This window comes from Paludibaculum fermentans (assembly GCF_051172195.1).
GTDB classification, from domain to species: domain Bacteria; phylum Acidobacteriota; class Terriglobia; order Bryobacterales; family Bryobacteraceae; genus Paludibaculum; species Paludibaculum fermentans_A.
Genome location: NZ_JBPJAQ010000006.1, coordinates 17517 through 29172 on the forward strand (window position 1 = coordinate 17517; position 11656 = coordinate 29172).

Sequence of the window (11656 nt, forward strand, 5' to 3'; positions counted from 1 at the left end):
CAAGGCGAGTGGATTTGGAAGGACTTCAGCTTTCGATGGCCTGGCAACGCGCGGACCGGACCGCTGCCTTCGAGCAGCTCATGCTCCGGCACGAGCGCATGGTGCTCCGCGTCGCCCTGCGCATGCTCGGCCGCCTGGAAGACGCCCAGGACCTCTCTCAGGAGGTGTTCCTGCGGCTCTACAAACATTTCCACCAGATCGAGGAGGAACGCGGCCTCACCAGTTGGCTCTACCGGACCACCATGAACGCCTGTTTCGATCACTTGCGAAGCCGCAGGCCCATGGAACCCATCGATTGGGAACCGCCGGTCGCCGCGGCCCAACAGACCGATCTGGAGCAGGCCGAACGCCGGCGCCTCATGGCCGAGGGCCTCAAGGTGCTCGCCGAAAGGGAACGGGCCGCCGTCATCCTGCGCGAGATCGAAGGGCTCGATACGGCGGAAGTCGCCGCGATCCTGGGTACCACGGAAGTCACCGTGCGCAGCCAGGTCTCAACAGCCAAAGGCAAGCTGAAGGCCTTTGTGGAGAGGAGAATGCGATGAGCTGGACGGACGACGACCTCGATCTGGCATTGCGCGATCTAAAGGATGAGGAATTGCCTCTCGGGGCAGCCGAAGCAGTGCGGGCGCGGGTGCTGGCCGAAGTGGGAAAACCGGCCCGGCGCAAGTGGTGGCTCTGGGCACTAGCCCCCGCGGCCGCCGCAGCGCTGGTGCTGGCAGTGGTAATCCCGTTTGAATCGAAGCCGGTAGCGCCGCCGCCGCTCATCGCCAAGGCGCCCGCCCCGCCGAAACTCGACCCGCGCCCGGCAACCATTCCGGCGCCGCCAGTAAAGAGAGTGATGGCCCGGGCAGCGAAAGCCCAACCCCGAACCACACCCGCCGCAGCTCAGCCCGTGCCCGCCGCGCCCGGAGAAACCCAGTTTGTGAAGCTCATCACGGACGACCCCGACGTGGTCATCCTGTGGGCGATGAATTCTAAAGGAGCAGAACGATGAAGAAGTTATTTGCGCAGCTATTAGTAATGACCCTGATCCTCACCGGACTCCTGGCCGCACAGGACCGCAAGTGGCAGCAGAAGGTCTTCGATATCAGGAATGCCGACGCCCAGGCCCTCGCCCGGCTGGTGCAGGGAGTCATGCGCGACCGCGACACGCGCGTCATTGAGAACGTGGCGCTCAAGGCCATCAGCGTCGGCTCCTACGAAGCCAACGACCTCCTGGCCGCTGAAGAGTTGATCAAACGCTTCGACGTGCCGCGCGGCGAAAGCCCCACCGGGGCGCCCCGCAATATCGAGGTCGTCGCCTACATGGTCCTCGCCGGCAAGACAGGCACGGTCGGCGACGCGGTTCCATCCGAACTCGATGGCGTCGTCAAGCAACTGAAGGCCGTCTTCGGCTACAGCGACTACCGGCTCATGGACACCGCCGTTCTCCGCGTCCGCGAAGGCCAGACCTCGGATTCCAGCGGCAATGCCGGCATGGTCGACCCCAATCTCCCCTCCGCCCCCTGGACCTATCAGATGAAACTCAAGGCCACTACCGCCCAGACTAGCCCCAAAGGCAATGTCCTCCGCATTGATGGCTTCCGCTTTGGACTCCGAATCCCCTATGTCTCCGGTGGGACCCAGTCCTTCCAGTCAGGCCAGGGCGCCACCCCCATCGTCACCCCGAATTGGAACTACACCGAAGTCGGCTTCAGCACCGACCTCGACATCCGCGAAGGACAAAAGGTGGTCGTCGGCAAATCCAAGGTCGATCGCTCCGGCAACGCCTTCATCCTGGTCCTTACCGCTAAAGCAGTCGACTGAGATATTCTGGTCGCTTCATGCGAAGCGTTCCACTTGTCGCCCCGAAGCGTCTCGAACTCATCGAAGCACCTCTCCCCGACGGCCCGCGTTCCGGCGAACTTCTCGTCAAGATGCGGGCCGTTGGTCTCTGCGGCTCCGATCTCCACTGGTGGGCCGAAGGCCGTATCCACGCCGGCCAGGCCAAGTACCCCCAGGTGCTCGGACACGAGCCCGTCGGCGAAGTGGTCGAGGTGGGCACCGGAGTCCACGGCTACAAGGTCGGCGACCGCGTCAGCCTGGAACCCTCCATCACCTGCGGCCACTGCGAACACTGCATCGCCGGCCGCCACAACCTCTGCCGCACCTCCAAATTCATGGGCGGCCCGGAGGAGCAGGGCTGCCTCCGCGACTACTGCGTCGTACCGGCCCATAACGCCGACCCCATCCCCGACTCCCTCACCTGGCACCAGGCCACGCTCATGGAACCGGTGGCCGTCTGGGTCCATACTTACGAACTCGCGCCCGTCCGCCTCGGCGACACCGTGGCCGTCATGGGCACCGGCTCCATCGGCCTGCTCGGCATCGCCATGGCCAAACAGGCGGGCGCCGAAATGGTGCTGGCCTGCGACCGCGTCCCCCACCGCCTCGAACTGGCCAGGGCCATGGGCGCCGATGTCGCTCTCAACCTGAACGACGGCGACTTCCGCGACGCCGTCATGGAGAAGACCCACGGCCGCGGCGTCGACATCGTCTTCGATGCCGCCGGCGATCCGCGCACCATCAACCTCGGCATCCAATGCGCTCGCGATGGCGGCCGCTTCGTCCTCATCGGCATCCCGGTGCCCATGCAGTTCGATGTCGACCTCCATACGGCAATGTCCAAGGAGCTCAACATCCAGGTCATGAAGCGCTCCAACCACAAGGGCCGAGCCGCCGGAGCCCTGCTGGCCGGTGGCCGCATCCCCACCAGCCTCATCACCCACGTCCTGCCCTTATCACAGGCGCAGCACGGCTTCGAGATGCTGCATGAGTACTCCGACGGTGTCGGCAAACTGATCTACGACTTCACGCTATGAGCCACTACGTCGCAATCGACCTCGGCGCCGAAAGCGGTCGCGCCATGCTCGGCACGCTCGCCGCCGGCCGCCTCCAACTCGAAGAGTTGCACCGCTTCCTGAACGAGCCCGTCCGCCTGCCCGACGGCATGTACTGGGACGCCTTCCGCCTCTTCCGCGACATCCGCGAAGGACTGCGCAAGGCCGGCCGCGAACGCAACCTGAAGCTCGACGGCATCGCCGTCGATACCTGGGGCGTCGACTACGGCCTGCTCGACGCCAACGGCGAACTCGTGGTCAACCCCCGCCACTACCGCGATCCGCGCAACAACGCCGCCTACGACGCCGCCCTCGCCGCCGCCGGCAAGGAGAACATCTTCGAGCAGACCGGCCTGCAGTTCATGGCCCTCAACTCGCTCTACCAGCTCTATGCCGCCAAGCTCGCCGGCTCCCCCGGCCTGCGCTCCGCCGAGAAGCTCCTCTTCATGCCGGACCTCCTCAGCTACTGGCTCTGCGGCTCGAAGAAGAATGAGCTGACCATCGCCAGCACCTCCCAGTTCTACAACCCCACCCTGCGCCGCTGGTCCACGGAACTGCTCGAGACCCTCGGCCTGCCCACCCACATCCTGGGCGATATCGTCCCGCCCGGCACACGGTTGGGCACCCTGCTCGATGACCTCCAGGACACCTGCGGCCTGGGCGAGACCCCGGTCTTCGCCACCGCCGGTCACGACACAGCCGCCGCCGTAGCCGCGGTGCCCGCCACCGGCGACCGCCCCTGGTGCTACATCAGCTCCGGCACCTGGTCTCTCATGGGTGTCGAGATCGACGAGCCCATTGTGACGCCCAAGGCCCTGGAATTGACGCTCACCAACGAGATCGGCGTCGAAGGCAAGACCCGCCTGCTGAAGAACATCGCCGGACTGTGGCTTGTCCAGGAGTGCCGCCGCGCCTGGCTGCTCGAAGGCCAGGACTACAGCTATCCCGAGCTCACGAAGCTGGCCGCCGAGGCTGCACCCTTTGCCGCCGTCCTCGATCCCGACCAGTTCCTGGAGCCGGGCCACATGCCGGAACGCATCGCCGCCTACTGCCGCAAGACCGGCCAGAACGTGCCCGAAGGCCTCGGCGGCTTTGTCCGCGTCTGCCTCGAGAGCCTCGCCTTCCGCTACCGCCAGGTGCTCGAGAGCCTGGAATCATTAGTCGGCCACCGCATCGAGGTCATCCACATCGTCGGCGGCGGCTCAAGGAACACGCTGCTGAACCAGTTCGTAGCCTCGGCCACTGGCCGCACCGTCATCGCCGGTCCCACGGAAGCAACCGCGGCCGGCAACGTCCTCGTCCAGGCCATGGGCGCCGGAGAGGTGAAGGACCTGAAGGAACTGCGCGAAGTCGTCCGCAACTCCTTCGAACTCGAGACCTACGAAGGCCAGCCCGACGCCGCCTGGGATCAGGCCTACGAACGCTATGTGAAGGTGCGGGGGAGCTGACGAAGCTCCCTCCCCTTGACTGGCACTAGTTCAACCGCTGCACCGGAGGGCAGTTCACGATGAACTGGCTGTCTCCAAACTTGGAGCCGCCTGGCCCGGTCAGCAGCCCGTCCTGCACGTAGGTGAGGATCTGGAACTCCTCCCGCAGTTGGCCGCGATAGCCGCGGGCAACCGCCGGCTGGGTCCATTCGTAGAGGTTGCCGTTCCACAGCGGGCTGTAGTCGGGCGCGATGGTCGGAATGCCGCCAAAGACGTTGTTCGGCCGGTACCCATCCGTGAGCGCGGCGTACAGGCCCTGGCGCATGGGGTTCGCGCAGCCGTCCTCGGAAGGTCCGTTGACCGCGATGAAGATCCGCTCCACCGGGCTGCTGAAGCTGTCGTCCCGGCCCGTGACCAGCTTCTGCAGGCGGGGCGCGAAGGTGGCGCCTTCAATGGCGGCAACGTTCGCCAGGCTCGCTTCGGTGGAGATATACCAGACCGGACGGCCAAAGGAGAAGCCGTTGACGAGCTGCAGCGTGACGGTCATCTCAGTGGTGTCGATGGCGAGCACTTCGTCGTGCACCTTGGTGTAGTCAGGGTTGCCGGCCGGGAAGTTGATGTCGGCCGCCTCCAGCCCGAATGCGACGACCGGGGCGTTGTAGATGATGTTGCCGAGCTTGATGAGAGGGCTGTAATCGTCGTCGCCGACAGACCCGGGCTCCGCCGCGGACGGCGGGAATGGCGCTGCCGCGGAACCGGCCACCACCTTGCGGGCCGGAGTGAAGTCCACCGTCCCGCGATCGAACACGACGTTGTTCGCGGCGTCGAACCAGGCGTTCCGGGCGCCGTTGGCCGTGAAGTTCAGCTTGGCCGAATAGTTGATGCCCAGGAAGTCGGCAACCTGCGCGTCGTTGACATCAGTGAGGATGAACCAGACAGGCTTGTTGCTGCCATTGAGAGTGCCGCGGTAGAGCGGCAGCGTGATGGTGCCGGCCTTCTCGTCGACCACACCGGACTTGAGCAGTTGCACCGGCCCCACCAGGCTCGGGTTGGTGGAAGAAGGCGGCGGCCCAAAGTACGAAAGACCCACCGTGGCGCCCACTGAGGCGGACGCCGGAAAGACATTGCAGCCCGGGCCAGGCCCGAAGACGCCCGGACTGGGTTGGGCCATCACGGCCACAGGCAAGGCGCCCAACATGAGCGCTGCCAAGGTGCGAATGCGGCTCCAGGTGCCGCTCTGAATCATCGACTTCATCTCATTTCCTTTCTCTACCAGAGCGGACACGCCCTGGCCACTGGTGTGAGATTACCGGCAACGCCGGGTCGCTTGATTGCAGAATCCCGGCCTCATTGCAGGATTCCGGCATCCATCGACAATCTCGCCGCCCGGGCCCTGACCTGGCCCGGCGTGGTGCCACTGTGGCGGCGAAACATATTGGTGAGATGGCTCTGGTCACTGAAGCCGAGCGCATGCGCGATGTCGGCGATGGGCATCCCGGAAGACTCCAGCAACTCCTGGGCCCGGGCCAGGCGCCGCTGCAGCAGGAACCGGTGCGGCGGCACGCCTGTGGATTCGCGGAAGGCGCGCGCAAAGTGGTCTTCACTCAAGCCGGAGACGGAAGCGAGCCGCGTGAGCCCCAGGTCCTCGTCGAGGTGCGTCTCCACAAATTCCATGACGCGCTTCAGCACGGCACGCGCCATGCCTCCGCGCTGCGGCCGGCCAGGCTGGGCCGCGGCGTATCCCTGCAGCAGGCGCGTGACCAGCGCCCAGGCGACGCTGTCGACATAGGCCCGGCCGGAGGAGTTGCCGCGCAGCAACTCCTCAGTGAGGGCGAAGAGCAGATGACTGATGCGCGGGTCGCGGATCCCCTGGTCCGCCCTGATCTCGTATGAGGGCAGGTCCATCGAATCCGCTACGGATCGGAGCAGCGCCGGAGCCAGTTCAGTGACGACGATCCTCCGCTCGCCGAGCCAACGCGCCGCGGGTACGTTGGCCCCCGCCGGTGCAACACAGAAGTCGCCAGGGGCAAGCGAACATGTACGAAAGCGGCCGGCGAGCCCGATCTCGACAACCATCGGTTTGCTCACCTGCAGAACCAGGCTGGTGCGTTGCGCGGTGCGCTCCGCCAGATCGCCATCCGTGATCTGGAACTCGGAAATGGTTAAAGGCTCGCTGGCCAGGGCCGGAGCCGGAAGGGCCGGCAGAGACGATGAATGTACTGCGGGCTGTGTGGACAGAGAATACCTCCAGCCATTGGGATCCTCTTCCCTGGCCGGAATATTCCCGGCAGGCCAGCCTAAGAGACCGCCGCCGCTCTGTCCGCCTGCTTCGGCTCCCGATCCCTCCGCCTGCGCCAGGCCACGAAGCGTCGCAGGGACAGGGCGATGCCGGTGTATACCAGGAAGACGGCGCCCAGCGACACGACGCCCGCGACGGTCTGGCCCAGCACGCCGCCCGCCTCGCCGGTGTGGATCCAGCGCAGCCACGTGCGCAGCCGCCGGCCCGCATTCTGATCGGAGAACCGCTCCACCTTGACCACCTCGGCCGTTGCCCGATCGATCGTGACGGTGGTCCGTAGATCCGGCCGCCCGCGTTCCGCCCGGTCCAGCGTCACCGCCAGCGGCCCCGTCAGACGCACTGTCAGGATCCGCCAGGACGGGTCCAGCCTCTTGGCCGCTGCCAGCGCCCGGTCAATCCCTGCGTAGGATGGTTTGGAAGGACGCCCCTCGCGCGGCGGGCCGCCGCCAACCACCGGGGCCTCGCTGCCGGTCATCTTGTAGACCAGCGCGTTCGCCCACGGATAAGACATCACCACCCCGCTGGCCACCACGAAGAACAGCGGCGCCAGCGACCAGAAGCCGATCACGTTGTGCCAGTTGAAGTCCCGCGCCTTGCCCGTCGCCTTGCCGTTGAACCACGTGATGGCCCTCACGGACGCACCGGTCCAGCGCCGCGGCATCCAGAGGTACAGCCCGCTCACCACCAGGAACAGGAACGCCAGGTTGCACGCCCCCGTGATCGCCCGCGCTGTCTGTCGCCCCGGGCCATCCTGCCCGAGCCAGCGATGCCACGAGGTCATCGACTGGAAGAACTTACGGGCGCCCGTATGCCCCTTGCCCAGCGCGGCGCCGGTGTGTGGGTCCACATAGACCAGGCCCTCGCGGCCATAGGCCAGCAGGACCGGGGCGCCGGCCTCCGCCCGCAGCGTCACCGTGGTGGGCGCCGATGGCTGCGCCGCCAACAGCGTCTCCAGCGGCATCGCCTGGCCGCCCGGCTTCGAAGGCGCAAGCTGTCCGCGGTCGAACCAGTCGATCATCTGACGCTCGTAGGTGAGCAGCACGCCCGTCACGGACATGACCAGTACGATGGCTCCGGCCACACAACCGGAGATCAGGTGGAGCCAGAAGAGGGTTTTACGGAATGTCATGACAACCTCTACACGTCAGCCCAGCGGCGCAACAGATTGTGATACACGGCGGTGAGGCCAACGACGGAAGGATGCTGCGGAGCCTCCTCCGATAGCCTTTGGATCGCCATGTCCAGGTCGAACATCAGCGTCCGTTCGCCGTCGTCCCGCACCATGCTCTGGATCCAGAAGAACGAGCAGATGCGTGATCCCTGTGTAACCGGCCTGACATGATGCAGGCTGGTGGAGGGGTACAGGATCAGGTGGCCCGGCGGCAGCTTGACGCTGTGCGCCCCGTAGGTATCCTCCACCACCAGTTCCCCGCCCTCGTATTCCTCGGGCCCTGCGAAAAACAGCGTCGCCGACAGGTCCGTCCGGATCCGGTGCGGCGTTCCGCCCACCTGCCGGATCGCGTTATCCACGTGGTTGCCGAACGACTGCCCGCCCGCGTAGCGGTTGAACAAAGGCGGAAACACCCTCGCCGGCAGCGCCGCCGCCATGAACAACGGATTCCGCTCCAGCGCCGCCAGGATCAGGTCGCCCATCTCCCGCGCCGCCGGATGATCCTCCGGCAGTTGCTGGTTGTTCTTCACCAGGCTGGACTGTGGCCCGGCCGTCACTCGTCCGTCAATCCAGTTCGATTCATCGAGCAGGCGGCGGCAGTAAGCCACCTGCTCGGACGTCAGTACATCCGGGATCTGCAGCAGCATTGATGTGTCCCGTGACTAGAACCGGATGCCGAAGCTGACCAGGGCCGATCGCGCCGCACCAGGCACTACGTGGCCGCCGCCCAGGCGGTCGTAGTAGTAGGCATTGTTCAGGTTGTTGAGGTTCAGCCGCAGGTCCAGGTGGCGGTTCACGGCGTAAGACGCGTAGGCGTTCAGCGTCCAGTACTTGTCCACCCAGCGCGTGTTCGTGTTGTTGCCATACCGCTTGCCCACCACGCGCGGGCCGCCTCCAAACATCAACCGCTGATAGCGGTAGCTGGCCCACAGGTTGAACGAATTCCTGGGAGCGTTCTGGATCGCCCTGCCCACTTCCGCCGGAGTATTCGACTTCACGATCCCGGCATCCATGAACGTATAGGCGCCGAACAGGCTCAGGTTACGTGTCAGCTTGCCAGACACACCACCCTCGAAGCCTGATACGCGTTGCGTGCCCTGCAGCACCTGCGGCGGATCGTCCGGATTCAGGCCCGGCGTGCGCGCATTCGTCTTGTCCACCCGGAACACGGCGCCCGACAGTGAGAACCGCTCGCCGAAGAGGTCCCACTTCGACCCGCCCTCCACCGTGTAAGTCTTCTCGGGCTGGATCGAGGTATTCGCAACACCATACGTCAGGCCTTCCAGCGACGGGTTCATCGAAGTTCCATAGGACGCGTAGAGGCTGCCATGCTCGCCCGGCTTGAATACCAGGCCCGTGCGGCCCGAGAGCATCTTGTCGACACGCGTCACCGCCGCCGGCGTGGTGTTCACGCCATCGACGTCGAACCGCTCCCAGCGCAGCCCGCCGCTCGCCTCCCACTTGCGTCCGAACTTCAGCGTGTCGAAGGCATACACGGCCTGCGTGTTGCCCTTCACATCGCCAATGTTGGGGCTGCTCGTGTAGACCCCGGTGAACGGGTCTTCCGCATTCGGATTCAGCAGCGTCGTGGTCGACGTGCCCGTCACTGTCCGTGCCGTGCGGAGGTTCGCCTCGTGTGTCAGCACGACCCCCGCGTTGTAAGCATGCCGCACCTTACCGGTGGCCGCCGTGCCGCGCACATCGGTCTGGTTGTCGTAGATGTCATCTTCGGTGTACCAGGCGCGCGCCTCGCGGTTGATGGTGGTCGACGTCGTGTTCAGGAACCGGGGCGGCGTGGCCAGCGAGTCGCGCTTGGATTTGCCATAGCGGAACTGGTTGCGGAACGACAGGTTGTCGCTGAAGTCGTGCTCGAAGCGGACCGTCGCCATGTCTGAATTCAACCGCTCGTAGTCGCGGTTCCGCAGGCCATAGAAGGTCTCACGCGGCACCGGGGCGGGCTTGTCCAGGTAGCCTGTCAACACCGTGTTCGTGTTCGGCACCCACGGGATGCCGTAGTCCGGGATGTTGTCCTGCTTCAGCTTGTAGTAGCTCAGCGTCAATCGCGTGGGCGACCCCAGCCCGAATGCCAGCGAGGGCGCGAAGCCCCAACGCTGGTTGTTGACGACGTCGCGGCCGGCCACTCCGCCGTCGTGCGACAGCAGGTTCAGCCGGAAGCCTGTGCGCTCGCCCAGGAACCGCACGGGCGTGTTCACGTCGGCCGAGAAGCGCTTCGTGCCATCTGTACCGAACATGACACTGCCGCCGTATACGGGCTTCAATCCCGGCGCCTTGCTCACCATGTTGATGGAGCCGCCGGCTGACCCGCGGCCGGTGAACGCCGACTGGGGTCCCTTCACCACTTCCACCTGCTCCATATTGAAGGGATCGCGAGCCTGCGGACCCAGGTCGCGCGACCCGTCGACAAACAGGTCGTTGCGGGCGCTGAAGCCGCGCAGGTTCAGGTTGTCGCCGGCCGGCGTACCGCCCTCGCCCGCCGTCATGGTCAACCCGGGCACGTTGCGCAGCACGTCTCGCAGCGTTGTGGCGCCCTGCTGCTCAATCAACTCCTTCGGGATCACCGTGATTGTTTGCGGCGTATTGCGCAGCGGCTCCGTGTAGTGCGGCGAAGTCATCTGGACCTTCTCCTGCACTTCCAGTGAGGAGTTGACGCCTTCCAGGTCCAACGCCACCACGCCCGTGCGGGCATTGGTGAATACGACCCGGGTCCCTTTCAGCGCCTGCTGCAACGCCTGCTGCAGCGTGTAGAGCCCCGAGACGCCCGGCGACGCCAGGTCCCTGATTCCGGACTTGCGAATCTCAAATTGCAAACCACTTGCAGTCTCGAGTGCCGCCAGCACCTCGCCCAACGTGCCCGCCGGAATGTCATACCGCCTGACTTCCAACGAAAGCGCCTGCGCGGCCGGCGCAGGGGCGGAAGAGCCGGTCTGCGCGTTGGCGACCACACTGCTGCCAACGGCTGTGTAAGCCACCAGCACACCGGTCGCCAGCCAGCGGTAGGCGACAGGCCATCCCTGGGCGTAATTGCGCCGCGGCGCGGTGCGGCGCTTGATCTTGATACGCATGTGTCCCTCTCTGTGCAGCCATCTTTGGCCGCCATGCTTTGAAGTGAGGAACCGGCGCGCCTATAATCGGACGAGGTCGCCGGCCCTGACAGGTTGTCGATCTTCCGGGTTTGGGCGCCCCTCGGCCAAGAGTGAAGCATCCAGACCCGGCTCTCTTCCGCGAACTCTCCTCGTCCGCCTCAGATATGCCTAAGTTGCAAGTCAATTGCAGATCTTTTAGTTAATATAGGGCAAGAACGCGCAATCTGCAACTGACTTTCAAGTGGAAATTCTGAACCCGCTTGCATTTCAGACCGACTTGTCCTCTACTGGCGAGCAAGGGCCGTGGAAGCCGGCCCGCCAGGAGGAACCCAAGCCATGTCCGTCGTGAAATTTGCGCGAACCGAGGCGCAGATCCAGGAGGATCTGAAGACCCTGTCCTTGTTCCTGAAGACCACCTACAGCGTCGAGGTGCGCGACAAGATACTGAACCTGATCGACAGCCGGCTGAGCCTGCAGGGCAAGCTGGTCACCGCGATGCTCAACTACGCCAAGGGACAGGCCATCTCGCTGGTCCTGAAGAACCTCAACGTGGCTGCCTCTGTCTCCAATCTGACCTTCGCGCTGTGGATGCTCTGCGTCACGGAAGCGCAGCTCGAAGACGAGTCCGCCGGGCGGCAGATGAACCCTTACCGGCCGGACAAGAACTGGAACGAGTATGTGAACATCCTGGTTCTCGGCTGGAAGCGCGGCGATTTCCGCTACCTGCCGTTGAGCTCGGTCTATCCGAAGGGCTTCAACTAAAAGCCCCGCCCGCA

At 65.1% G+C, this 11656-nt stretch carries 11 protein-coding genes; 6 read left to right on the forward strand and 5 right to left on the reverse strand.

Features of this window, described 5'->3' with window-relative positions; all coding sequences use genetic code 11:
* The first annotated feature begins 35 nt into the window (after positions 1-35).
* From ACR9Y2_RS39755 to ACR9Y2_RS39775, 5 genes are read left to right on the forward strand one after another with little or no spacing between them, the layout of a single operon-like run.
* Positions 36-542, forward strand: a complete 507-nt coding sequence (locus tag ACR9Y2_RS39755) for an RNA polymerase sigma factor (RefSeq protein ID WP_435047485.1) — start codon at positions 36-38, stop codon at positions 540-542.
* Positions 539-994 (forward strand): hypothetical protein, encoded by a 456-nt coding sequence (locus ACR9Y2_RS39760; RefSeq protein ID WP_435047486.1) that lies wholly within the window; start codon positions 539-541, stop codon positions 992-994. Before ACR9Y2_RS39755 ends, ACR9Y2_RS39760 begins: the two co-directional genes overlap by 4 nt.
* Positions 991-1806, forward strand: coding sequence for a hypothetical protein (locus ACR9Y2_RS39765; protein WP_435047487.1), 816 nt, complete (start codon positions 991-993; stop codon positions 1804-1806). The genes ACR9Y2_RS39760 and ACR9Y2_RS39765 overlap by 4 nt, the downstream gene beginning before the upstream one ends.
* Before the next feature lie 17 nt (positions 1807-1823).
* On the forward strand, positions 1824-2861 hold the full coding sequence (locus ACR9Y2_RS39770; protein ID WP_435047488.1) for a zinc-dependent alcohol dehydrogenase: 1038 nt from the start codon (positions 1824-1826) through the stop codon (positions 2859-2861).
* Entirely contained in the window at positions 2858-4327 is a 1470-nt protein-coding gene (locus ACR9Y2_RS39775) for a rhamnulokinase (RefSeq protein ID WP_435047489.1), read from the forward strand. The genes ACR9Y2_RS39770 and ACR9Y2_RS39775 overlap by 4 nt, the downstream gene beginning before the upstream one ends.
* Positions 4328-4352: 25 nt before the next feature.
* On the opposite strand, the gene ACR9Y2_RS39780 is transcribed toward ACR9Y2_RS39775, so the two are convergent.
* The 5 genes from ACR9Y2_RS39780 to ACR9Y2_RS39800 all read right to left on the reverse strand — a co-directional run bounded on the left by ACR9Y2_RS39780 (position 4353) and on the right by ACR9Y2_RS39800 (position 10859).
* On the reverse strand, positions 4353-5561 hold the full coding sequence (locus ACR9Y2_RS39780; protein ID WP_435047490.1) for a DUF7482 domain-containing protein: 1209 nt from the start codon (positions 5559-5561) through the stop codon (positions 4353-4355).
* Positions 5562-5653: 92 nt separating this feature from the next.
* Entirely contained in the window at positions 5654-6394 is a 741-nt protein-coding gene (locus ACR9Y2_RS39785; protein ID WP_435047491.1) for a helix-turn-helix domain-containing protein, read from the reverse strand.
* Between the two features lie 209 nt (positions 6395-6603).
* Positions 6604-7734, reverse strand: coding sequence for a PepSY-associated TM helix domain-containing protein (locus tag ACR9Y2_RS39790; RefSeq protein ID WP_435047492.1), 1131 nt, complete (start codon positions 7732-7734; stop codon positions 6604-6606).
* Positions 7735-7742: 8 nt separating this feature from the next.
* On the reverse strand, positions 7743-8423 hold the full coding sequence (locus ACR9Y2_RS39795) for a Fe2+-dependent dioxygenase (RefSeq protein WP_435047493.1): 681 nt from the start codon (positions 8421-8423) through the stop codon (positions 7743-7745).
* Between the two features lie 15 nt (positions 8424-8438).
* Complete coding sequence (locus ACR9Y2_RS39800) at positions 8439-10859, reverse strand: TonB-dependent receptor (RefSeq protein WP_435047494.1); 2421 nt, start codon at positions 10857-10859, stop codon at positions 8439-8441.
* 357 nt (positions 10860-11216) lie between these two features.
* Here ACR9Y2_RS39800 and ACR9Y2_RS39805 point away from each other — a divergent pair, with 357 nt between their 5' ends.
* Positions 11217-11642, forward strand: a complete 426-nt coding sequence (locus ACR9Y2_RS39805; RefSeq protein ID WP_435047495.1) for a hypothetical protein — start codon at positions 11217-11219, stop codon at positions 11640-11642.
* The last annotated feature ends 14 nt before the right edge of the window (positions 11643-11656 follow it).

What these genes read in the sequence shown, in the direction of transcription:
- ACR9Y2_RS39800 (WP_435047494.1), bottom strand. Translation starts at nt 10,859, where the DNA reads ATGCGTATCAAGATCAAGCGCCGCACCGCGCCGCGGCGCAATTACGCC.
- ACR9Y2_RS39805 (WP_435047495.1), top strand. Translation starts at nt 11,217, where the DNA reads ATGTCCGTCGTGAAATTTGCGCGAACCGAGGCGCAGATCCAGGAGGAT.
- ACR9Y2_RS39765 (WP_435047487.1), top strand. Translation starts at nt 991, where the DNA reads ATGAAGAAGTTATTTGCGCAGCTATTAGTAATGACCCTGATCCTCACC.
- ACR9Y2_RS39755 (WP_435047485.1), top strand. Translation starts at nt 36, where the DNA reads ATGGCCTGGCAACGCGCGGACCGGACCGCTGCCTTCGAGCAGCTCATG.
- ACR9Y2_RS39775 (WP_435047489.1), top strand. Translation starts at nt 2,858, where the DNA reads ATGAGCCACTACGTCGCAATCGACCTCGGCGCCGAAAGCGGTCGCGCC.
- ACR9Y2_RS39790 (WP_435047492.1), bottom strand. Translation starts at nt 7,734, where the DNA reads ATGACATTCCGTAAAACCCTCTTCTGGCTCCACCTGATCTCCGGTTGT.
- ACR9Y2_RS39795 (WP_435047493.1), bottom strand. Translation starts at nt 8,423, where the DNA reads ATGCTGCTGCAGATCCCGGATGTACTGACGTCCGAGCAGGTGGCTTAC.
- ACR9Y2_RS39770 (WP_435047488.1), top strand. Translation starts at nt 1,824, where the DNA reads ATGCGAAGCGTTCCACTTGTCGCCCCGAAGCGTCTCGAACTCATCGAA.
- ACR9Y2_RS39760 (WP_435047486.1), top strand. Translation starts at nt 539, where the DNA reads ATGAGCTGGACGGACGACGACCTCGATCTGGCATTGCGCGATCTAAAG.
- ACR9Y2_RS39780 (WP_435047490.1), bottom strand. Translation starts at nt 5,561, where the DNA reads ATGAAGTCGATGATTCAGAGCGGCACCTGGAGCCGCATTCGCACCTTG.